This window comes from Pseudomonas lutea (assembly GCF_000759445.1).
Classification (GTDB): Bacteria; Pseudomonadota; Gammaproteobacteria; order Pseudomonadales; family Pseudomonadaceae; genus Aquipseudomonas; species Aquipseudomonas lutea.
Genome location: NZ_JRMB01000004.1, coordinates 242215 through 265591, shown reverse-complemented (window position 1 = coordinate 265591; position 23377 = coordinate 242215). Strand labels below are relative to the sequence as shown.

The 23377-nt window shown below is 60.3% G+C and carries 20 protein-coding genes; 12 read left to right on the top strand and 8 right to left on the bottom strand.

Annotation, left to right across the window (positions count from 1 at the left end):
• Nucleotides 1-20: 20 nt before the first annotated feature.
• Nucleotides 21-539 (bottom strand): glycine cleavage system transcriptional repressor, encoded by a 519-nt coding sequence (locus tag LT42_RS23955; protein WP_037019064.1) that lies wholly within the window; start codon nt 537-539, stop codon nt 21-23.
• A 471-nt stretch (nt 540-1010) separates the two neighbouring features.
• Here LT42_RS23955 and LT42_RS23950 point away from each other — a divergent pair, with 471 nt between their 5' ends.
• A complete protein-coding gene (locus tag LT42_RS23950; RefSeq protein WP_037019062.1) occupies nt 1011-3188 on the top strand; it encodes a malate synthase G in 2178 nt (725 codons plus the stop codon).
• 828 nt (nt 3189-4016) lie between these two features.
• On the opposite strand, the gene LT42_RS23945 is transcribed toward LT42_RS23950, so the two are convergent.
• Complete coding sequence (locus tag LT42_RS23945) at nt 4017-4463, bottom strand: response regulator (protein ID WP_037019052.1); 447 nt, start codon at nt 4461-4463, stop codon at nt 4017-4019.
• Nucleotides 4464-4696: 233 nt separating this feature from the next.
• Between LT42_RS23945 and LT42_RS23940 the strand changes: the two genes are divergently transcribed.
• The 10 genes from LT42_RS23940 (at nt 4697) to LT42_RS23890 (ending at nt 16879) form a co-directional block, all read left to right on the top strand.
• On the top strand, nt 4697-6631 hold the full coding sequence (locus LT42_RS23940) for a putative nucleotidyltransferase substrate binding domain-containing protein (protein ID WP_037019050.1): 1935 nt from the start codon (nt 4697-4699) through the stop codon (nt 6629-6631).
• A gap of 10 nt (nt 6632-6641) precedes the next feature.
• The gene (locus tag LT42_RS23935) at nt 6642-7361 is read left to right on the top strand and encodes a 3'-5' exonuclease (protein ID WP_037019048.1); all 720 of its coding nucleotides are present in this window, start codon (nt 6642-6644) and stop codon (nt 7359-7361) included.
• A 171-nt stretch (nt 7362-7532) separates the two neighbouring features.
• Nucleotides 7533-8051 (top strand): RNA polymerase sigma factor, encoded by a 519-nt coding sequence (locus LT42_RS23930; protein ID WP_037019047.1) that lies wholly within the window; start codon nt 7533-7535, stop codon nt 8049-8051.
• Nucleotides 8048-9040, top strand: a complete 993-nt coding sequence (locus LT42_RS23925) for a FecR domain-containing protein (RefSeq protein WP_037019045.1) — start codon at nt 8048-8050, stop codon at nt 9038-9040. The genes LT42_RS23930 and LT42_RS23925 overlap by 4 nt, the downstream gene beginning before the upstream one ends.
• A 585-nt stretch (nt 9041-9625) precedes the next feature.
• Complete coding sequence (locus LT42_RS23920; RefSeq protein ID WP_037019042.1) at nt 9626-12061, top strand: TonB-dependent siderophore receptor; 2436 nt, start codon at nt 9626-9628, stop codon at nt 12059-12061.
• 81 nt (nt 12062-12142) lie between these two features.
• Nucleotides 12143-13282 carry a PepSY-associated TM helix domain-containing protein gene (locus tag LT42_RS23915; protein ID WP_037019040.1) on the top strand — a complete coding sequence of 380 codons (1140 nt, stop codon included), beginning with the start codon at nt 12143-12145 and terminating at the stop codon, nt 13280-13282.
• Nucleotides 13279-13470, top strand: a complete 192-nt coding sequence (locus tag LT42_RS23910) for a hypothetical protein (protein WP_037019038.1) — start codon at nt 13279-13281, stop codon at nt 13468-13470. The genes LT42_RS23915 and LT42_RS23910 overlap by 4 nt, the downstream gene beginning before the upstream one ends.
• Before the next feature lie 281 nt (nt 13471-13751).
• Nucleotides 13752-14246, top strand: coding sequence for a hypothetical protein (locus LT42_RS23905; RefSeq protein ID WP_037019035.1), 495 nt, complete (start codon nt 13752-13754; stop codon nt 14244-14246).
• 582 nt (nt 14247-14828) lie between these two features.
• Nucleotides 14829-16142, top strand: coding sequence for an MFS transporter (locus LT42_RS23895; protein ID WP_037019031.1), 1314 nt, complete (start codon nt 14829-14831; stop codon nt 16140-16142).
• A gap of 107 nt (nt 16143-16249) precedes the next feature.
• A complete protein-coding gene (locus LT42_RS23890) occupies nt 16250-16879 on the top strand; it encodes a glutathione S-transferase family protein (RefSeq protein WP_037019028.1) in 630 nt (209 codons plus the stop codon).
• Between the two features lie 333 nt (nt 16880-17212).
• On the opposite strand, the gene rloA2 is transcribed toward LT42_RS23890, so the two are convergent.
• Entirely contained in the window at nt 17213-17713 is a 501-nt protein-coding gene (rloA2, locus tag LT42_RS23885; protein WP_037019026.1) for a retropepsin-like aspartic peptidase RloA2, read from the bottom strand.
• A gap of 217 nt (nt 17714-17930) precedes the next feature.
• Here rloA2 and LT42_RS23880 point away from each other — a divergent pair, with 217 nt between their 5' ends.
• Nucleotides 17931-18848, top strand: coding sequence for an acyltransferase (locus tag LT42_RS23880; protein ID WP_037019024.1), 918 nt, complete (start codon nt 17931-17933; stop codon nt 18846-18848).
• A gap of 1 nt (nt 18849) precedes the next feature.
• Here the strand turns inward: LT42_RS23880 and LT42_RS23875 are convergent, their stop codons facing one another.
• From LT42_RS23875 to LT42_RS23855, 5 genes are all read right to left on the bottom strand, one after another.
• Nucleotides 18850-19413 (bottom strand): DUF2780 domain-containing protein, encoded by a 564-nt coding sequence (locus LT42_RS23875; protein ID WP_037019022.1) that lies wholly within the window; start codon nt 19411-19413, stop codon nt 18850-18852.
• 170 nt (nt 19414-19583) lie between these two features.
• Nucleotides 19584-20174, bottom strand: a complete 591-nt coding sequence (locus tag LT42_RS23870; RefSeq protein WP_081955452.1) for a DUF1190 domain-containing protein — start codon at nt 20172-20174, stop codon at nt 19584-19586.
• Nucleotides 20175-20360: 186 nt separating this feature from the next.
• Nucleotides 20361-21560, bottom strand: a complete 1200-nt coding sequence (fdhA, locus tag LT42_RS23865; protein WP_037019018.1) for a formaldehyde dehydrogenase, glutathione-independent — start codon at nt 21558-21560, stop codon at nt 20361-20363.
• Nucleotides 21561-21688: 128 nt separating this feature from the next.
• On the bottom strand, nt 21689-22546 hold the full coding sequence (gene purU, locus LT42_RS23860; protein ID WP_037019016.1) for a formyltetrahydrofolate deformylase: 858 nt from the start codon (nt 22544-22546) through the stop codon (nt 21689-21691).
• A gap of 169 nt (nt 22547-22715) precedes the next feature.
• Nucleotides 22716-23348: a sarcosine oxidase subunit gamma gene (locus LT42_RS23855; protein WP_037019014.1), complete on the bottom strand. Its 633-nt coding sequence runs from the start codon at nt 23346-23348 to the stop codon at nt 22716-22718.
• Nucleotides 23349-23377: the final 29 nt, after the last annotated feature.

Here is a 23377-nt window from a genome sequence, read left to right as displayed (position 1 = left end):
TGGCTGATCTGACCGACGCTTTACTCTTCGCCGGAGAGATGCAGTTCCACCATCAAGTCATCGGCCAGCGTTTCCAGGCGCTGCTGCAAGGTGTCCAGCGAGAGCTCTAACGGCAACCCCAGCACAGCATGGGCACGGAACAATGTCTCGCTGCTCATCGGCGCAGGCTCGACGCTGGTCACCAGTTGCTCAAGATTCACGCCCTGCTCGGTGAGCACCCGTGTGACGTCGCGAACGATCCCGGGGCGGTCGTTGCCCACCAATTCCATGGTGATTGGCTTCCACTCGGGGGAAGCCTCGGGCGCAACCTCGGCAAACAGCACACGGATGCCTCGCGCCGCCAGGGCCTCCAGGGCGCTGCGCAGTGGCTGATGCGCATCGGCCGGGGCGCTGACCCGCAGAATCCCGGCAAACTGGCCGGCCATATGGGACATACGGCTTTCCAGCCAATTGCCACCGTGTTCTGCAATACAGGCTGCCAGTTGCTCGACGACGCCTGGTTTGTCCGGCGCCGATACCGTGACGATAAGATGATCCACAAACGACTCCTTTATTGGCATGCACGGAGACCTGTCTGATTTAACGTTCAGGTCCGGTGACAGCGAGTATAGGCACGCTAGCCGTATCGCCGCTCCGAAAGCGCCTCCTGATTTATTGTGTACGATCTGCATAATTCTCTGGAACAATCTGTAAGTTCTTTGAGAACATCTTGATCGGCTGCTGGCCGGACCTTGCAGTCCGGCCACTGAGGGCAGCGTTCAGTCTGGATTTTCACGTCACAACTCATGATGTAGTATCGCGCCGCGTTCACTACATAAATGTCGGACCGATGCCTTGACTGACGTCCTGCCCGGTCGCCACCTGTATTAAACGCTTCATTTCAGGTGTCCGCCGCCCTGCCCAGCCGCCCAAGGGGCATGATCTGGAGGGGTACACAGCGACGTCGATGGCTTTAACAATAAGAGCGCTGGCGATTACAGCGCAGATAGCTGAGCAGAGTGAGGCAAGTAATGACTGAACACGTTCAAGTCGGTGGCCTTCAGGTCGCCAAAGTCCTGCTGGATTTCGTCAACAACGAAGCCATCCCCGGCACTGGTATCGACCCGGCTGCATTCTGGGCCGGCGCCGATGCGCTCATCCATGAGCTCGCGCCGAAGAACAAAGCCCTGCTCGCCAAACGAGATGATTTCCAGGCCCGCATTGATGCCTGGCATCAAGCCCACGCAGGCAACGCCCACGACGCAGCGGCCTACAAGGCGTTCCTGCTCGATATTGGCTATTTGCTGCCGGAAGCAGCGGACTTTCAGATCACCACGAAAAACGTCGATGAAGAAATCGCACGCATGGCCGGCCCGCAATTGGTGGTGCCGGTGATGAACGCGCGCTTTGCCCTGAACGCTTCGAACGCCCGCTGGGGCTCGCTGTACGACGCGCTGTATGGCACCGACGCGATCAGCGAAGCCGGCGGCGCGGAAAAAGGCAAAGGCTACAACCGAGCCCGTGGCGACAAGGTCATCGCGTTCGCCCGAGGGTTTCTGGATGAAGCCATCCCCTTGGCGGCGGGCTCCCATGTTGACTCGACCGCTTACAAGCTGGTTGAGGGCAAGCTGGTCGTTGGCCTCAAAGGCGGCAGCAATACCGGTTTGCGCGATGATGCGCAGCTCATCGGCTTCCAGGGGGACGCGTCGGCGCCGAGCGCACTACTGTTCAAGCACAACGGCCTGCACTTCGACATTCAGATCGATCCAGCGAGCCCGGTCGGCCAGACTGATCCTGCCGGCGTCAAAGACGTGCTCATGGAGGCTGCGCTGACGACCATCATGGATTGCGAAGACTCGATCGCCGCCGTCGACGCTGATGACAAAGTGGTCGTGTACCGCAACTGGCTGGGGCTGATGAAGGGTGATCTCGCCGAGAACGTTGCCAAGGCCGGCACTACGTTCACCCGCACCATGAACGCCGACCGCGTGTACAGCTCGCCCGCCGGGGAGCCGGTGACGCTGCATGGCCGCTCCCTGTTGTTCGTGCGCAATGTGGGTCATCTGATGACCATCGATGCGATTCTCGACAATCAGGGCAACGAAGTGCCGGAAGGCATTCTCGACGGCCTGCTGACCAGCCTTGCCGCCATTCACAACCTCAACGGCAATACGTCCCGCGCCAACAGCCGCACCGGCTCGGTTTACATCGTCAAACCGAAGATGCATGGCCCCGAGGAAGTCGCGTTCACCAACGAGTTGTTCGGGCGCATCGAAGACGTGCTGAGCCTGCCGCGCAACACGCTGAAGGTCGGCATCATGGACGAGGAGCGTCGCACCACCATCAACCTCAAGGCGTGCATCCAGGCGGCAAGCGAGCGGGTGGTGTTTATCAACACCGGCTTTCTCGACCGCACCGGCGACGAGATCCACACGTCAATGGAAGCCGGCCCGGTCGTGCGCAAGGCGCAGATGAAGGCCGAGAAGTGGATTGCTGCCTACGAGAATTCCAACGTCGACATCGGCCTGAAATGCGGGCTGCAAGGCCGTGCCCAGATCGGCAAGGGCATGTGGGCCATGCCTGATCTCATGGCCGCGATGCTCGAACAGAAAATCGCCCACCCGCTGGCTGGCGCCAACACCGCCTGGGTGCCATCGCCCACTGCCGCCGCGCTGCATGCCCTGCACTACCATAAGGTGGACGTGTTCGCACGCCAGGCCGAACTCGCCCAGCGCACCGCCGCATCGGTCGACGACATTCTGAGCATTCCGCTGGCGCCGAACACCGACTGGACGGCGGAGGAGATTCAGAACGAGCTGGATAACAACTCGCAGGGCATCCTCGGCTATGTGGTGCGCTGGATTGACCAGGGTGTCGGCTGCTCGAAGGTGCCGGACATCAACGATGTCGGTCTGATGGAGGACCGCGCCACGCTGCGCATCTCGAGCCAGCACATCGCTAACTGGCTGCGACATGGCGTGGTCAGCGAGCAGCAGGTGATGGAAAGTCTCAAGCGCATGGCGCCTGTGGTAGACCGTCAGAACGCCGGCGACGCGCTGTATCGCCCGCTCGCGCCGGACTTCGACAGCAACATTGCGTTTCAGGCAGCGGTCGAGCTGGTAATCGAAGGCACCCGCCAACCCAACGGCTACACCGAACCGGTCCTGCACCGCCGCCGTCGGGAATACAAGGCTAAAAACGGAGCCTAAAAAAGGCGCGTAAGTCGTGCCCATAGAACAGGCGGTGTTGCCACCAGGCACACCGCCTTTTCATTGCCTGCGCATTGTAGGAGCGCGCTTGCCCGCGAAAGCATTTCATAGGCGAAATCATCGTCGCTGAAACACCGCCATCGCGGGCAAGCGCGCTCCTACAGTTGATCGGGTTCTACAGTCGATCCGTTTGTACAGTCGATTGCGGTCGGATGAAGTCGACCCGGTTCTATAGCCTCTCAACACGGCGATGGACATACCCACAAAAGGCGGTGTTCCATCAGGCACACCGCCTTTCTCATTGCCTGCGCATTGTAGGAGCGCGCTTGCCCGCGAAAGCATTTCATAGGCGAAATCATCGTCGCTGAAACACCGCCATCGCGGGCAAGCGCGCTCCTACAGTTGATCGGGTTCCACAGTCGACCCGGCTCCATAGCCCCTCAACGCGGCGGGCGCCGTATCCACCAAAAAAGGCGGTGTTCCATCAGGCACACCGCCTTTCTCATTGCCTGCGCATTGTAGGAGCGCGCTTGCCCGCGAAAGCATTTCATAGGCGAAATCACCATCGCTGAAACACCGCAATCGCGGGCAAGCGCGCTCCTACAGTTGTTCGGGTTCCACAGTCGACCCGGCTCCATAGCCCCTCAACGCGGCGGGCGCCGTATCCACCAAAAAAGGCGGTGTTCCATCAGGCACACCGCCTTTTCATTGCCTGCGCATTGTAGGAGCGCGCTTGCCCGCGAAAGCATTTCATCAGGCGCAATTACCGGCGCTGAAACACCGCAATCGCGGGCAAGCGCGCTGCTGCAGTTGATCGGGAACGACGAGTTACGCCATCCCCAGTTCGCGTTTCACCAGCCGCAAGAGCTGCTTGGTGTTGATCGGCTTGAGCAGAAAGTCCACCACGCTCAGGTGCATGGCGTCGATCGCGTCACGTACGTTCGCATCGCCCGACACGATAATGATTGGCAGCTCCGCGCGGTCCGATTCACGCACTCGACGGATCAAGTCCAGGCCGTCGCACGGCGCCATTCGCAGATCCGTGATCAGCAGCGCAATGGAAGGTCGGGTCTGCAGCAAATGCATGGCGCTGGTACCGCCGGCGGCGGTGATGCAGCTGATGTCATTGAGACTGAGAATTTCGGCCAGAACTTCCCGAGCATCCTTGTCGTCGTCGACGATCAACACCCGTTGTGGCGATTGTGACGGAGGCGCGAGCATCACCTCATTGAGGGCTTCGCGCTCTTCATCACTTAAAATACTGTGATCGAACATACCCGTCTCATCTTCCTGTCGACTCCAATTCTGACAGCGCAAGCGATTGATACGCTGCACATCCTTTCGGCTTCATGCCGGGCCTTTGGGCCACGCGCGAATTGCATCGCTGCGGTTTTACACCTTCGTTCGATGCCAGCCAATGCCTTTGCAGTCACCTAAGACTTACGTCCAATGGGCACTGCCCGATAAGCGGTCGACCATGGAGCCTATAAAAACAAGCGGTATCGGTCATGAGCAAAGCGGACGCTTTTACCCAGGCAGGCAAAACAGCCGTTCTGCAGAACATTCACGGCACGATGCAGTTCCTGCAGAAATTCCCGCCGTTCAACCAGATGGAAAGCGCTCATCTGGCCTACCTTGTCGAGCAATGTCAGCTGCGTTTCTACGCTACAGACGAGAGCATCATCAAGCCTAGCGATGGGCCAGTAGAACATTTCTACATCGTCAAACAAGGGCGCGTAGTCGGCGAGCGTCCACATTCTGCAAAACGCGGCACAGAGACCACCTTTGAAATCACCACGGGCGAGTGCTTTCCGCTGGCCGCACTGCTCGGCGAACGTGCCACGCGCACCGAGCATCTGGCTGCCGAAGACACCTTCTGCCTGCAACTGAACAAGCACGCCTTCATCAAGCTGTTCGCGCTTTCCAGCGAGTTCCGCGACTTTGCCCTGCGCGGGGTCAGCAGCCTGCTCGATCAAGTGAATCAGCAAGTAAAGCAGAAGGCGGTGGAAACCCTCGGCACGCAGTATTCACTCAATACCCGCCTGGGCGAGTTGGCAATGCGTCACCCGGTGACGTGCTCGCCCGATACGCCATTGCGCGAAGCGGTCCGGCAGATGGACGAGCAGCAAGTGGGCAGCATTGTCATCGTGGATGAGGCCAAAGCGCCGCTGGGCATCTTCACCCTGCGCGACTTGCGTCAGGTCGTGGCGAACGTCGATGCCGACTTTGGCCAGCCCATCGAACGCAGCATGATCCCCTCTCCTTTTTACCTGAGCCCGGACGCCAGTGCGTTTGACGCCGCGATTGCGATGACCCAGCGCCACATCGCTCATGTTTGCCTGGTCAAGGACCAGCGCCTGTGCGGCGTGGTCTCGGAGCGCGATCTGTTCTCCCTGCAACGGGTCGACCTGGTGCATCTGGCGCGTACCATTCGCAGTGCGTCGCGCATAGACGCCCTGACCAACCTGCGCGGCGACATTGTCCAGCTCGTGGACCGCATGCTTGCCCACGGTGCTTCGTCCACGCAAATTACCCAGATCATCACTCTGCTCAACGACCATATGGTCTGCCGTGTCATCGAGCTGACGCTGGAAGAAAAAGGCGACCCCGGCGTGCCGTTCAGCTGGCTGTGCTTTGGCAGCGAAGGCCGACGCGAGCAGACCCTCTACACCGATCAGGACAACGGCATCCTGTTCGAAGCGCAGGACGCTGCCGAAGCTGCCGAGATTCGGGGTCGGCTGCTGCCCATCGCCGAGCGCATCAACCACAGCCTGGCCGCGTGCGGGTTCGCCCTGTGCAAGGGCGGGATCATGGCGAGCAATCCGCAGCTGTGCCTGTCGCGCGTCGAATGGGCGCGGCGGTTCGGCGCGTTCATACGCGAAGCCACGCCGGAGAACCTGCTGTCGTCCTCTATCTATTTCGATCTGCGCGCGGTCTGGGGCGATGAAAGCGGCGCAGACCAATTGCGTCACAGCATTCTTGCGCAGGTGGCGGACAATGCCTTGTTTCAGCGCCTGATGGCTGACAACGCATTGCGCCAGCGCCCGCCCGTCGGGCGTTTCAAGGATTTCGTGGTGGCGCGCAAAGGCACCGAAAAGGACACCCTGGATCTGAAAACCCAAGGGCTCACGCCGTTCGTTGACGGTGCGCGGTTACTCGCTTTAGCCAACGGCGTCGAGGCAAACAATACGCTTGAGCGATTGCGGCAACTGGTTGCCAGAGAGGTGATCGACCCGCTGGACGGGGCTGCATACGAAGAGGCCTACCACTTCATTCAGCAAACCCGCATGCAGCAACACCAGCAGCAGAGTCGGCAAAACCTGCCTTACTCCAATCGCATAGACCCGGATGTGCTCAACCATCTGGACCGGCGCATTTTGCGTGAGTCATTCCGCCAGGCGCAGCGGCTGCAGACCAGCCTCACTCTGCGCTACCAATTCTAAGCGACTGATGATGAATTTGTTCCGCTGGCTCAATCCCTCCAAACGCAACGTGGCGCCAGAACTGACGACTGAGCAGCAGCTGCGCCTGCGCGCCTTGTCCGGGCCCGGCGTACTGGATCAGCGAACGCTGCGCCAGCAACGCTGGGTGGTGGTTGATGTCGAGACCAGCGGCTTGAACCTGGACCGTGATGAGGTGCTGTCGATCGGCGCCGTGGTCATCGAAGACGGCGCCATCGACTTTAGCCAGCAGTTCGAACGCACACTGATGCGCACCGACCACAAGCTCAGCCCAAGCGTGCTGATTCATGGTCTGGGACCAAGCGCGATTGCGGCCGGCAGCGAACCCGTGGACGCCCTGCTCGATTTCATGACCTTTGTCGGCGACAGCCCGCTGCTGGCTTTTCACGCTGCGTTCGACGAGCACATGCTGGGCCGCGCATTAAAGGAAAGCCTGGGCCATCGCCTGCTGCATCCGTTTCTGGACGTCGCTCATATCGCTCCCTTTATCTGCCCGAACGCAAATTTGCGGCAGGCCGGGCTGGACGACTGGACGCGGTTCTTCGGCCTGCATGCTGAAGAGCGCCATCACGCCAGCGCCGATGCACTGGTGACCGCCGAGCTCGCGCTGATCCTCTTCAGCCACGCCAGGCGGGTGGGAATCGAAAGCCCCGCTCAACTGGAGCAGGGCCTGGCGAAGTGGCGACGACAGCAGCAAGTGCATTCGTTCTAGCAGCGTTGGCCGGGCGCCGACAGGACAGTTGCCTTGGGATGACAACCTGCGTGGTTGCTTCTTACATCAGCCGTTGAGCCTGTTCCTACAAGCGGCAATTGCCAGCATTCAGCCACTCTGACACAATCGCGAACAATTCTCGTTAGCCCCTCTGTTCTCTCCGGTGTGCTTGTGTCGTCACTTCAAAGCCCTCAGCAGCAGCTCGTCGGAACGCTCTATCGCGACCACCGCGGCTGGCTGCTGGGTTGGCTCAAACGCAACGTTGCCTGCCCTCATCGCGCCGAAGACCTCAGCCAGGACACGTTCATGCGCCTGCTGGGCCGCGCACAGCTGGCCGAACCGCGCGAGCCAAGGGCCTTCCTCGTCTCGATCGCCAAGGGCCTGTTGTTTGATCACTTCCGTCGCGCAGCCCTGGAACAGGCGTATCTGGACGAGCTGATGCTTATCCCCGAGAGCGAACAGCCTTCGGTGGAAGAGCAGCAACTGATTCTTGAAGACCTTAAAACCATCGACTGCCTGCTGGGCAAGCTTTCCAGCAAGGCGCGAGCGGCGTTCCTGTACAACCGCCTCGACGGCATGAGTCACGCAGAGATCGCGGCGAAGCTCGGTGTCTCGGTACCTCGCGTGCGCCAGTACCTCGCACAAGGGATGCGCCAGTGCTACATCGCCCTGTACGGCGAGCCGACATGAGCCGTATTTCCACCCGCCCTGTTTCTTCACACGTGCTGGACGCCGCCATCGCCTGGCAACTGTGTCTGGACTGCGGCCGGGGCAGCGAAGCCGAGCGCGAAGAGTTTGCCAAGTGGTACGCCGCCAGCGACGAACATGCCCGCGCGTGGCTGCAATTGGGCATGGTAGACCAGCGTTTCGCCGCCACCACCGGTCCGGCGCGCTCGGCGCTTTTGCGTTCCCGCGACGGCATGGGCTCACGTCTTCGCAAACTGGGTCGCGGGGTGGCGAGCGCTGCGTTGGGGTTGGGCCTGACGCTGTTTCTGGGGGATCGCCTATTGCCCGTCGATTACTGGCTGGCGGACCTGCGCACTGCCACCGGCGAGCAGCGCACCATTCGGCTGTCGGACAACACCCTGATTCGGCTCAACACCCACAGCGCGCTGGATGTGAAGTTCGATGACAAGCAGCGCAGGGTCGTACTGCAAGAAGGGGAAATCTTCGTGGAAACCGGCAGCCACGACGATCGGCGCCCGTTCATCGTCGAAACCGAAGACGGACAAATGCGCGCGCTGGGTACCCGCTTTCTGGTCAAACGTCAGGCCGACGGCACGCTGCTGAGCGTGTTGCAATCTGCTGTTGCCGCGCATCCTCAGGCCTCAAACCATGAAAAGGTATTGAACGAGGGCCAACAGATGCTGATTCATCGCAACAGCCTCGGGCCGATGGTTGCCCTCACGCCCGGCACCGGTGCCTGGATGCGCGGCATGCTGGTGGTCGACAACGCTCGATTGAGTGACGTGATTGCCGAGCTTGCCCGCTATCGCCAAGGCCATCTGGGCGTGGCAAAGGACGTTGCTGACCTGCGGATCACCGGCAGCTTCCCGCTGACCAATACCGACCTGGCACTGAAGGCACTGACGCCTACGCTGCCGGTGCAGATCGAAGCGCGAACGCAATGGTGGGTGACGGTGGTGGGCAGCGATAAAAAACCGTCCACTGCACTGTGAATCAAGGCGCGCCAGGAGCCGGGTTTTACAGAGCAACGAGCTGGTTAGCTGCCGAACGGGTCAGGCCCGCCAGCTACTTTGCGGATGACACACCGCATTCGCGGGCAAGCGCGCTCCTACACCGGTTCTTCGGGGCGCATCAGATACGGTCTTGAGGTCGCTGATAAATCGAGGCCGGATACGGTCTGTAGGAACCGGCTTGCTGACGAACGCGTTAATTCCGCTGGTTACTGCGTTGGATGACACACCGCCTTCGCGGGCAAGCGCGCTCCTACACCCTCAAGGCCGGATACGGTCTGTAGGAGCCGGCTTGCTGGCGAACGCGTTAGTTTCGCTGGTTACTGCGTTGGATGACACACCGCCTTCGCGGGCAAGCGCGCTCCTACACCCTCGAGGCCGGATACGGTCTGTAGGAGCCGGCTTGCTGGCGAACGCGTCGGCTCGCTCGACACAAACGCTGGGGCCCGTGAGTGCCCAAGTGATCATTGAAGCGGCAACACCGAATTATTTTCGCCCCGCCCTATCACTTTCCCAATCTCGTTCGGCACATAGGCATTGAGAACCATTCCCGTCGAGGTGCCGTTCATGTCCCGCACGCTTCAAACCCTTTTGCGACCGAGCCTGCTGGCGGTCGCCGTCGCCATTGCCGCACCGATGTTCAGCGCGCCGCTCATGGCTGCCTCGCCAGCGTCCAGCGTCCGTGCGTACAACCTGCCGGCCGCGCCGCTGGCCGCCACGCTGACGCAGATCGCAAGCCAGGCGGGCCTGGCGTTGTCGCTGGATCCCGCGCTCGCGGCGGGGCGGACCTCGGCGCCGGTGCAAGGACAGTTCGACGCGCCGGGGGCGATGGGGCAAGCACTGCGTGGCACCGGCCTGCAGCTGAACCTGACCACAGCGGGCACCTACACCCTCGTTGCAGCGCCCGAAGGGGCGATGGCCCTGCCGGCTACCAGTATTCAAGGCAGTCAGGAAAGTCTTGAAAGCGCATGGGGTCCGGTAGAAGGGTATGCGGCGAGTCGCACCGCAGCGGGCACCAAAACCGATACGGCACTGGTTGAAGCGCCTCGTTCGATCTCGGTCGCTACACGTCAGCAGATGCAGGATCGCGCAGTACAGAACCTCGACGATGCCGTTCGCTACATGCCAGGTGTGGTTGCCAGCAGTTACGGCAGCGATAGCCGTGCCGAATGGTTAAAGGTTCGCGGCTTCGAACCTACCCAGTTCCTGGACGGCTTACCGCTGCCAAAGGGTGCTTACGTCATGCCCAAAATGGAAACCTGGGACTTGGAGCGTGTAGCCCTTCTGCGCGGCCCGGCTTCGTCGGTTTATGGCCAGACGCCTCCAGGCGGCCTGCTCGACATGGTCAGCCGTCGCCCGGAGGCCGAGGCGAGCCACGAAGTTCAGGTTCAGGTTGGCACCTACAACCGCAAACAGATCAGCTTCGACAGCACCGGAAAAATCGACGACGCCGACAATTTTGAATACCGCGTCAGCGGGGTCGTGCGTGACAGCGGCACTTCGGTCGACCACATTGATGACAAGCGCTACAACATCGCACCCAGCCTGACATGGAACATCGACCCGGACACCAAGCTGACTCTCCTCAGTCAGTTCAACCGAGACGATACCGGCATCACCAGCCAGTTCCTGCCGATCCAGGGCACCAAATATCCATCGGCCGTGGGCCGTGTGAAATACCACGAGAACCTGGGTGATCCGGACTGGGAGTTCTACGACAAGACCTATTACGCGCTGGGCTACGCCTTCGAGCATCGTCTGAATGACGTCTGGCAGTTCAAGCAAAACGTGCGCTACACCAAAAGCGACTTGTCCTTCCAGGGGATCACGGCCGGTGGTTTCTTCGGCTCGGTGAGCGACGACGGCACTGTCGCTCGCGGCGCCAACGTTGTGAATGAAGACATCTCCCAGTTCGCGCTGGACAACAACCTGCAAGCCGACTTCGACACCGGGGCGGTCAAGCACACGCTGCTGCTGGGCCTCGACTACCAGCGCCTCAATCACAACTACAAATGGCAATACGGCAACGCGCCGACCAGCAACATCGCCAACCCGATTTACGGCCAGGATTTCAGCAACGTCAGCTACAGCGCGTTCCAGGACTACAACCAGAAAACCCAGGACGTTGGCTTATACATTCAGGACCAGCTGGCCCTGGATAACTGGCGCCTGACGCTGGGAGGCCGTCAGGATTTGCTCAAGACTGAATCGAAGTTCTACAACAGTGATCAGTCCGACGACCGCACGGACAGTGCATTTACTGGCAACGCGGCGCTGAGCTACGTCTTCGAGTCCGGCTTCACGCCCTACATCTCCTACGCCGAGTCGTTCCAGGCCGAGCAAGGCGGCGCCAATGGCGTCGCGTTTCAGCCGGGGACAGGCAAGCAATACGAAGTGGGTCTCAAGTACCAGCCGCCGGGCAGCAACATCATCTTCACGGCGGCCGCTTACGACCTGACACGTCGCGACATCGTGCTCAGCGACACCCTTGGCGTGCAGCGTCCACTGGGTGAGGCAAAGGTGCGCGGGTTCGAGCTGGAAGCGGTCGGCAACGTCACCGACAACCTGAAAGTGACCGCGTCCTACACGTATGCCAACAGCAAGATGACGAAAGTCACCGACCCGTTGGACAAGAACCGTCCGCTGCCACTCACCCCGGAAAACCAGGCCGCCATCTGGGGCGACTACACGTGGCATACCGGGCTGCTCGACGGCTTCGGGCTGGGCTTTGGCGCGCGCTACATCGGCGAGACCGACAACATTGCAATAGGAAGTTACGGTTTCGTCGCCGATTCCAACTACGGCCACAGCAACGCCTACACCGTGTACGACGCTGCAGTTCATTACGACCTCGGCCGTATGAACAACGCGTTCAAGGGCGTGAGCGTGTCGGTCAACGCCAACAACGTCTTCGACAAGGAATATATTTCCACTTGCGACGGGTTCTATTGCTACTACGGCGACCGTCGGACGGTGCTCGCGAGCGTAGACTACAAATGGTAATGCTTTAAACTCTCATTACCCAAAGCCAGGGCCGCCTTCAAAAAGCGGCCTTTGTTGTGTTCGCTCACCTTGGATTCCAACATGAAGAGCCAAACCATCCGCCGCTGGTCCTTTATCCACACATGGACCAGCCTGATTTGCACGGCATTCCTGCTGATGCTGGCGATCACCGGCTTGCCGCTGATCTTCAGTCACGAAATCGCCCACCTCACCGGCGACGCTCCGGAATTCAAGGAAATGCCCGCCGACACCCCGCATCTGGACCTGGAGCAACTGGTTCGGTCCGCCGAAGCCCATCGCCCCGGCGACGTGATGCAGTATTTCGGCTGGGACGACGATGACCCCAATGGGGTTTACGCGATCATGGGCAAAACCGCTGGCGGCGACCCCAATGAGTCGCACAGCTTCATGATCGACGCGCGCACGGGCGAGGCAATGGAAACGCCAAACGCCAATGGCGGGTTCATGATGATCATGTTGCGCCTGCACGTGGACATGTACGCAGGCCTGCCGGGCAAGTTGTTATTGGCGTTCATGGGCCTTCTGTTCGTGATGGCGATTGTCTCTGGCATCGTGCTGTATGCGCCCTTCATGCGGCGTCTGGACTTCGCCACCGTGCGTCCAAATAAATCGACGCGGGTGCGCTGGCTCGATCTGCACAACTTGATCGGCGTCGTCACGCTGACCTGGGCCATCGTCGTCGGCCTGACCGGCGTGCTTAACGCCTGCGCTGACCTCGTCATTGCACAATGGCGTACCGACGCGCTGATGACGATGATCGCGCCTTACAAGGACGCCGCGCCTCTGGCCGAGCGTGGCGCAGCGAGCCGCCTGATCGAAATCTCCAAAGCCACGGTGCCGGGTGCCGAGCCCGCGTTCATCGCCTTTCCCGGTTCGCGTTTTTCCAGTGAGCACCACTACGCCGTGTTCATGAAAGGCGACACCCACTTGACCTCGCACCTGCTCACCCCCGTGCTGATTGACGCGCAAGACCTGCATGTCACCGCGACCCTGAGCCGTCCGTGGTACATGGACGCGCTACTGCTGTCCCAGCCGCTGCACTTCGGCGACTACGGCGGCATGCCGATGAAAGTTCTCTGGGCTGCGCTGGATGTGTTGACGATCATCGTGCTCGGCAGTGGCTTGTACCTGTGGTGGGTCCGGCGTCGCGCCACCGTTGCTGCGGCAAAGAGCATCGCAGTCGAGGCGGAAGCGGCATGACCCGGCACAAGAAGCATTCGGCGTTCTGGAAGACCTTCGGCACGCCCGGCTGGATCGCCCTGCTGACGGCAGTCGGCCTTTTCGCCGCGCTACTGGGCGACGGTGCGTGGGATGTCCTCGCCTGGGTGAGCATGGCCATTCCGACCTGGTACAGCTGCAAGGGATTGATGGCGCGCAAGCGGATTTGATTCACCGCCCCACCCGCGTCTACATGATTTACGTCGAACCGTACCCAATGACCCGGTTTGCTTTGAGGATGGCAGGGGCGCGCATCTTCGGTGACACATCGCACCCTGCCTGACATCCCGCGTTATAAGACGAACAAGCCTGTAAGAAGCTTCCCTCAAAACACCAGCAAGCGTCCTACACGCTCCGACTCACAAGCTGGCCTGTCCCCACGAGTCACCCTCCCGATAATCGATATTCCGCCCTGGCAGGGCATCCACAATATCCATCGGGAACACCTAACATGGCGGTCGACGACTTTGAACGTACCCAACATGTCGGCCATTACCGTGTCGTGTTTACGCTTATTCACTTCACCGTGCAGCCGGACGATGCCGCATCGTTGAGAACGATCAACCTGCCGGAAATAGCTAGGGGTCATTTTGAGCTCATCCGGCTGATTGAGGAAACCTACAGGCGAATGCTTGCACAGGAGCGGCCTTGCCGGATGGTGCTCCCGGTGTCACAAGCAGTGAGCCGAAACTCAGCAGACCTGCTTAACGACCAGAGGGCTACGATAGGAACCCTGGTGGGCTCCATCGGAGGAAAACTTGCGGCACCGTTAGGGAGCATCACGGAAAAAATCGCTGGAGCAACATCCGCCTCGGCGGCCAAAAACAGGTTGCCGACCTTTCATTCAGGGGACGTCATCGTCGGTATTGACGCCCAGGTGTCAGGTGGCATCGGTCCTCAACGCTCGTCAGCATCCTTGATCCTGAAAGCGAACGGCGGCCGCTGATGGGAACAGGTCTGTCCCTGGCAATTATGTGTTTTGTAATCTGGGGTATACGTCGAATCACCGTCCCAAGACTCTATCAATTCCTGACTGGCCTGGCGCTGATAGTCTTCTACTTCAAGTACGTCATCTCATGGATTGTTGCCATGGAAGAAATGCGAGGTGCTTACTTCCTGGATTACGAAACGCTGTTATTTGGCATTTTCTATCTCGGCGTAGACCTGGTGATATACAGCTGGTGGCGGGATGAGGAGCCAAAGTAGCGAATCGGATGCCTCACCAATCCACCAGCTGTCCCACGTTCCTCGTAGCGCGGGACAACACCTTCCGCCAGTCAAGTCATCACATGACTTCCCGCAATTCACTAGTCCAGCAAGCCTGCGTTCTGCCCCCGAACTCACGAACCCATCGCCATTGGATCACCCAAAACCCAGCACCGCCGGTGACAATTCCGTTACATATAGAAATACAATGGCGATTTATGGGTATTCCCATTGACAACAAAACGTGCCTTTGACTAAATCCAGTCGTACGACGACGTATAACGATCGCCGCTAAATAAAAACAATACCCAGAGTGGACTCGATGAAAATCAAAGGCATCCGTTGGTGGATGGTCGCGCTGATAACCGGCGGCCTGATCGTCAACTATCTCGCACGCAACACCCTCTCCGTCGCCGCTCCTACCATGATGAGCGAGCTGAACATTTCCACCGAACAGTACTCGCACGTCGTCATCGCGTGGCAGATGGGTTATGCCTTCATGCAGCCGGTTGCCGGGTACGTGATCGATGCCATCGGGACCAAAATCGGCTTTGCATTGTTTGCCATCGCCTGGTCTGTGGCCTGCGCATCGGCGGCCATGGCTACCGGTTGGCAGAGTCTGGCGTTTCTGCGCAGCTTGCTGGGCATCACTGAAGCGGCAGGGTTTCCGGCGGCTATCAAGGCGACCACCGAGTGGTTCCCGGCCAAAGAGCGTTCGGTCGCTATTGGCTGGTTCAACATCGGCTCATCGATTGGGGCGTTGCTGGCCCCTCCTCTTGTGGTCTGGGCCATCCTGCACAGCGGCTGGCAGATCGCATTCATCATTGTTGGCGGGTTGGGGCTGCTGTGGAGCGCCGGTTGGCTGTTCTTCTACAAGCACCCGCGCAATCAGCGTCTGCTGGGCGATGAAGAGCGCGACTACATCCTTGCCGGTCAGGAATCGCACCTCAAGGACGCGCCGACCAAAAAAGCCAGCTGGAAGAAGATCGTAGGTACTCGCAATTTTTATGCGATCGCTTCGGCCCGCATGCTCTCCGAGCCGGCCTGGCAGACGTTCAATGCCTGGATTCCGCTTTACCTGATGACCGAACGCCACATGAACATCAAGGAAATCGCGATGTTTGCCTGGCTGCCCTTCCTCGCTGCCGACATCGGCTGCGTGCTGGGCGGATACCTGAGCCCGTTCTTCTACAAGCACTTCAATGTGTCGCTGCTGACGTCGCGCAAAATGGTGATGGTGCTGGGCTCGCTGTGCATGATCGGCCCTGGCTGCATCGGTCTGGTGGACAGCCCCTATGTCGCCATTGCGCTGCTGTGCGCCGGCGGCTTCGCGCATCAGACCCTGTCGGGCGCCTTGTATGCGATCACCTCGGACTCCTTCGGCAAGAACGAAGTAGGCACCGCGACCGGTCTGGGTGGCATGTTCGGGTTTTTGGGCGCGGCCTTGTTTACGCTGGTGCTGGGCATCATGGTCACCAAGGTGGGTTACAGCCCGCTGTTTGTGGCGCTTGCAGCGTTTGACCTGATCGCGGCCGTGATCATCTGGTTCGTGGCCAAGCCGCTGCTGACCGGCACGCCGACCGAGCAATCCGGCGACGCGCCAACAGCGTCGGCTGAGGTCGTTCCGGCCGCCTGACCATTGGATGTCGGGCCGGTGAAAGTCGGCCCGACATGACATCGGCATGTTGCACAGCGTACTGGCCCTGACTAGTCTGGAGGGCCAGGCCGATCAGAGGAATGTCCATGTCTGCGCCCAGCATGACTTTGTACTACAACGCCGCTTCGCCCTTCGCACGCAAAGTGCTGGTTCTGCTCCGCGAGACAAGCCAGGTAGACCGAATCACGCTCAAGGCCGTTGCGCTCACGCCTGTCAGCCCCGATGCCGAAGTTTGCGCCAACAACCCGAGCGGGAAGATTCCGGCGCTGCGTCTGGCTGACGACAACGTGATCCATGACAGCCGCGTGATCCTGGAATACCTCGATCAACAGCATGTCGGTAACCCGCTCATCCCCAAAGAAGGCTCGGCCCGCTGGCGCCGGCTGACGCTTGCATCACTGGCCGATGCGGTGACTGACGCCGCGCTGCTGATTCGGTATGAGACGTTTCTGCGCCCTGCGGAGAAGCACTGGACTGAATGGCTGGATGGGCAACGGGAGAAGATAGCTCGCTCCCTCGCCTATTTTGAGAATGAGGCCGTGACAGAGCTGAGCTCGCACTTTGACGTGGCGGCCATTAGCGTGGCCTGTGCTTTGGGTTACCTGGACTTCCGCCAACCCGACCTGGGCTGGCGCAGCACCTACCCGCGGCTGGCGAGCTGGTATTACGAGGTGAGCCAGCGGCCTTCCATGGTGGAGACTCAGCCTACCGTGTAGCAACGCTGGGCGGTGGCTTTCCCGAACGCGGAGGCCAGCCCGCACAGGCAGCGCTGATCCATCATGTTCGCCAGCAAGCCGGCTCCTACGGATTCATTGCAGCCGTGGCATACGGATGGCCGGTTCCTGCGGATTCATTGCAGCCGTGGCATCTGCGGAGGGCCGGCTCCTGCGGATTCATTGCGGCCGTGGCATCTACGGATGGCCGGCTCCTACGGATTCATTGCAGCCGCGGCATCTGCGCAGGACCGGCTCCTGCGGATTCATTGCAGCCGTGGCGTCTGCACACAACGAAGGATAATCGCAGGAGGGCGCTCGCTCATTCAGCGCTTATCAGCAGTCTGGCTTGTCTGCGGTGTAGCGGCGTGCCGGGTTCACCGCAGCGCCGAATTCGCGCAGGGCCTTGGCGCCAATCAACAACGGATAATTGAAGTGGCTGCGGTCGACGAGATTGACCTCGACCGTGCGCTTCACGTTGCCCAGACACAGCTCAAGATCAACGACCGGGCGTTTGGTGGGATCGGCGGGTTCTTCGTCATCGTCGCCTTCAGAACGGCCCTTGATCCGGCTGATGCGCGAAACCTTGTGCTCGTACACCTTGCCATCGGCGTCTTTGGTCGCCAGACGGAAGCGCACCCAGTCGTCGCCATCGCGCTTGAACAGTTCGATGTCTTTGGCCGACAGCGAAGCGGTCAACGCGCCGGTGTCCATTTTGGCCTTGAACGTCTCGCCGATTTCCGAGACCTCGATGTATTCGTAACGGCCGTACAGCGTCGGTTCGGCAGCCATGACAGGCAATGCCAACACAGACAGAAGCGCCAGAAGGGATTTCACGTCACAGATTCCTCTTAATGGATAGGCACGGGCGTATGCCCGGTTTAGACCGCAACTCTGCCGTTGGTTCGCGCCAGGGCAGCGGTACCGAATGCCTGTCGGTCAGTTGCAAGGCTAGCGTGCATGACGTGAAACATTCGTCAGTGTTGCCTGGGTTTTGCGCCGCCGGCCCAGCCTGCTTATCATTGCGCGCCACCCTGTCCACCGCGAGTGCCTTATGCGTCACCTGCTCACCGGAACCGCCGTCACGCTGCTGCTTTTGCTCAATACTTTGGTGCTGATCGGGCCGCTGACGGTGTTTGCGCTGCTCAAACTGGTGTTTCAGAGCGAGATGCGCGACCGCTGCTCGGCGGCAGTGATGTGGATCGCCGAAACGTGGTGTGAGATCAACAAACTGATTTTCCAGCGCTGCCTGCCTACCCAGTGGGAAATCCGCGGCGACGAGGGACTGCGCGGAGACACTTCTTATCTGGTCATCGGCAACCACCAATCGTGGGTCGACATTCCGGCGCTGGTGCAGGCGCTGAATCGCCGCACGCCCTTTTTCAAATTCTTTCTCAAAAAAGAGCTGGTCTGGGTGCCCTTCCTGGGACTGGCCTGGTGGGCGCTGGACTACCCCTTCATGAAGCGCTACAGCAAAGCGTTTCTGGCGAAGCATCCCGAGCTCAAGGGCAAGGATCTGGACATCACCCGGGAGGCGTGCGAGCTGTTCAAGCGCCAGCCGGTGACGGTGGTGAATTATCTGGAGGGCACCCGTTTTACCCCAGCCAAGAAGACCGGGCAGGCCTCGCCCTATCAGTACTTACTCAAGCCCAAGGCAGGCGGCGTTGCGTTTGTGCTGGCGGCGATGGGTGAGCAACTGGATGCGGTGCTTGATGTCACGGTTGTCTATCCGAGCGCACGTATTCCTGGATTTTGGGACTTGATCTCGGGGCAGGTCCCGCGCGTGATCGTCGATATCAAGACCCGTGAACTGGACCCTGAGCTGTGGCAGGGGGATTACGAAAATGATCCGATTTTCCGTATTTACGTGCAGGAATGGGTCAACCGGCTGTGGCTGGAGAAAGACGCACGGATCGCCGAGTTACGGCGCGAGCGCCTCACTGCAGACACAGAGCAAGCACGCGGCGACTAGATCACTTGGCACCCCAAACGCCACTCAGTGCCTGCAGCGCTGACCCGCCCGCGCCCTGCTGACCGAGGTATTGCAGGATCACCGGCACAAACTGACTCACCATGCTGCTGTTCATGCCCAGCGCGCTGAAGGCCTTGTTGACGTCACCCATGCTCTGCACGTTGCCAAGGGCGCTGTCGAGGGCGGAGTTGCTGCTGCCAGATTTACCCAATAACCCGCCCAAATTGCCAAGGCTGCCCAGCGCCGAGTTGCCGGCCAACTGGTCAAGGCCCGGTACCGACTTGCTCAACTGGGAATAGTCATTGCCGGCCAGTTTGTTCTTCGCCAGCCCCAACAATGCACCTGTACCGCCAACAGCCTGCTCAGGCGTCACGTTCAGCTGCGTGCCCAGCGTATTCAGCAGCCCGGCGGCCTCAGGGGCTGCGGTTGCCTTTTGTTGACCGCCGGTGGCGTTGGCCACCGCATTGGCCGCCTCATTCAGATTGAAAGCGAAGACGGGTGTTGCTGCCAATGCCATCAGGCTCGCCAGCGCGACACCGCGTACGTGTTTAAGTGAAACATTCATCGCAACAACCTCATGTGTCAGGAGACCGGCCATGGCCGGGTGAACACGCGTTGGACCGCCCCTCCAAGGGAAGTTCCACCTGGGCGGGTACCACCGGGCGCTCGGGCGCTGCGGTTTGTACCCGGTCGCAGCGAGCCGCGCCTGCAACCATTCGAGCCTTTCCTGGGCCCTCATGGCTGGCTGACGTAAAACAATCGCTGCGGCTCGAAGGTCCGCGCCAGGCGCTGATTGGCAGCTGTCGAGCCCGCCTGCAAGAGCCGATGGCGCATGAACGCCTTATCAAAATGCTCACCGTTGTGAAGCTTCTCGCGCAGGCTGATCAGCCGAGTGGCGCCTTGACGGTCATCGGTACGATAAAGCGGTTCGCTGAAGAGGCGCACGCTAGAAACCGGGTGGCCGTTCTCAGTCAGCAGATTAACCTGAGTAATGATCGCGAAACCGGAAAGCCACGGTGACCAGAGCCGGGAGACGTCCCCCGCAAAACATTCACCCCGAGTGAAGTCAGCCTCACAATCGGCAAGCTCACGATAGGTTGGCGCAATCCGCACGTGTTGCCGGTATGCGGCACGATAGGCGGCTTGGCATAGCGGCGGCGCAACCCCGGCCCACGCACACGCGTCAGGGTTTTCGTAAAACACTTCCGTCAATGCCCACCCCGGCGAAACGTGCTCGAGCTGAGCGCTGGAGAGGATCGTTGGCAGCATGATCAGCGGTGCGCCGACAAACAAATGGAGGGACGTTCTGAGCAACCGGATACGCATGCATGACCCACGGCCTGAAAAAACGGGCCGGACAAATAGCACGGGTAAGAGGCGGCTGAAACAAGCAGGAACCGATCTCAAAGGGTACTTGGGCAGTTTCAGAAACGCCCTACATCTGTCGGATCAGAGCCCTACGCCGGGCATAAAAAAGCGACCCGAAGGTCGCCTTTTGTCAGCATCAGAAGATCAAGCCGCGCTGAACAACTTGTGCGGGTCGATGACGAATTTCTTCGGCACGCCGGCATCGAACTCGCCGTAACCACGAGGCGCGTCGTCGAGGCTGATGACCTCCACGCCCACCACATCGGCGATGTTGATGCGGTCCCACATGATCGCCTGCATCAATTGGCGGTTGTACTTCATGACTGGCGTCTGGCCAGTGTGGAAGCTGTGGGATTTCGCCCAGCCCAGACCGAAACGAATGCTCAGCGCGCCGACTTTGGCAGCGGCATCGACCGCGCCCGGGTCTTCGGTCACGTAAAGCCCAGGGATGCCGATCTTGCCGGCCACACGAACCACGCCCATCAGCGAATTAAGTACTGTGGCCGGTGCCTCGGCCTTGGCGCCCGCATGGCCATGGCCGCGCGCTTCAAACCCCACCGCATCGACGGCGCAGTCCACTTCAGGCTCGCCCAACAGGTCGGCGATCTGCTCGTGCAGCGGCGTGTCCTTGGACAGGTCGGCAATCTCGAAACCTTGTGCCTTGGCATGGGCCAGGCGCACCGGATTAACGTCGCCGACGATGACCACTGCGGCGCCGAGCAAGCGTGCCGATGCAGCAGCGGCAAGGCCCACCGGACCGGCGCCAGCGATGTACACCGAGCTGCCCGGACCCACACCGGCAGTGACTGCACCGTGATACCCCGTCGGGAGGATGTCCGACAGGCAAGTCAGGTCGCGGATCTTCGACATCGCCTTGTCGCGATCCGGCAGCTTGAGCAGGTTGAAGTCGGCATAAGGCACCAGCACGTACTCGGCCTGGCCGCCGGTCCAGTCGCCCATGTCGACGTAACCGTAAGCACCGCCGGCACGGGCCGGGTTAACCGTCAGGCAGACGCCGGTGTGTTGCTCTTTGCACGAGCGGCAACGGCCGCAGGCAACGTTGAACGGCACGGACACCAGGTCGCCGATCTGCAGGTTTTCGACGTCACTGCCGCGCTCAATCACTTCACCGGTGATTTCGTGTCCTAGAACCAGGCCGACCTGAGCCGTCGTCCGGCCACGCACCATGTGCTGATCGGAACCACAAATGTTGGTGGAAACCACGCGCAAGATCACCCCGTGCTCGATCTTCTTGCCGCGCGGGTCCTGCATCTTCGGATAGTCGATCTTCTGTACTTCGACCTTGCCTGAGCCGAGATACACCACACCACGATTACCAGACATACATGTCACCTCTTTATTTGTTGTTGTAGAAGAGAGTGGATCGGGTTTCGAGCGGCAAGCTACAAGCCGCAAGAAGTGTGCACGCCGCCTTTTCTTGCGGCTTGAAGCTTGAAGCTTGCAACTACCCCCTACAGTACGACCGTCCTGTTGGCATTGAGAAACACGCGTCGCTCGATGTGATATCCCACAGCACGCGCCAGGGTCAGGCCTTCAATGTCGCGGCCCTTGGCGATCAGGTCTTCGGGATAGTGACTGTGGTCCACGGCTTCGACGCCCTGGGCGATGATCGGGCCTTCGTCCAGGTCGTTGTTGATGTAATGCGCTGTCGCGCCGACCAGTTTCACGCCCTTGTTGTAGGCCTGATGGTAAGGCTTGGCACCTTTGAAACCCGGGAGCAGCGAGTGGTGGATGTTGATTGCCTTGCCATCCAGCTTGCGGCACAACTCCGGCGACAGCACCTGCATGTAGCGGGCGAGCACCACCAACTCGGCGCCGGTGTCTTCAATGACCTTCATCACCCTGGCTTCCTGCGCCGGTTTGTCGTTGGGGTCCAGAGGGAAATGGTAGTAGGGAATGTCGTGCCAGCGCGCCAGCGGTTCGAGGTCCGGATGGTTGGAGACGACCGCGACGACGTCCATGGACAGCTGATTGATGCGCTGGCGGTAGAGCAGGTCATTGAGGCAGTGATCGGCCTTGGAGACCATGATCACCACTTTGGGGCGATAGTTGGGGGCAGTGAGTTCGAAGATCATGCCAAACGACTCGCCACGTTCGGCCAGGCCTGCACGAAATGACGCTTCGTCGAACCCGTCTGGCTGACGAAACTCGACCCGTATGAAGAAACGGCTGGACAGCCGGTCATCGAACGAATGGTGCTCGGTGACGTAGCAGCCCTGCTCGAACAGATAACGCGTCACCGCATCCACCGTGCCTAGCACGCTGGGGCAGTCGGCAGTCAAAATCCATGTGTCGGGGGCGCGGCTCATAGGTATTCCTTTGATCGTTCCCACGCTCTGCGTGGGAATGCAGTTCAGGACGCTCCGCGTCTCTCACCAAGTGACGCGGAGCGTCAGGGGTGGCGTTCCCACGCCGAGCGTGGGAACGATCAGTACTTAGCGAGCAAGCTCGCTCCCATAGGTCGTCGGCAATCCGGAGTCAGGCAGCGATGCTCAAACCGTATTCGGCGCTCGCGTCCTGCAGCCACATCCACCAGTAATCGGCGAAGCTGCGGCGGATAACGAGTTCCCAGGTGTCCTCGCCGGTTCGGCGAATCACCAGTTGCGATTTGGCAAACACGGTGCCGATGGCTTTGCCCACCGGGAAGTTGTTCGGGTGCACGTCGTAGCTGGTGGATTTCATCAGCACTTCACGAACGTTAGGCCCGGTCAGCTCAAGCAACGATTGACCGCCGCTGACGTTCACAACGGCGATGTGCAAACCGGCTAGCGCGTCACGCAGCTTCTGCTCCGCGGCAAGCTCTTCGCCGGTCGGTACGATCAGCAGCCACTCATCAGGGCCCAGCCATTGAATCGAGCTGTCGCCACTGGTTACCAGCGCGAGCGCACCCGGCAGCTCCATGCCCAATGCTTTGTGCACGCCCGCAGCGAACGCCGGATCATGACCATCGCCACGCAGGGTGAGGTGGCCGAGCAGTTTTTTCTCGCGCAGCACGACGCCCGGATTGCTGCGACCTTTGCCAATCAAGCTCTGAAGGTCAGCATGAAACAGCGGCGATTCGGCTTTGACATCGGTCGCTGGACGCTGCTGGTAAACGTTGGCTGTGGTCATAGAGCACCTGTGTTGAATTCTGTTGTTTC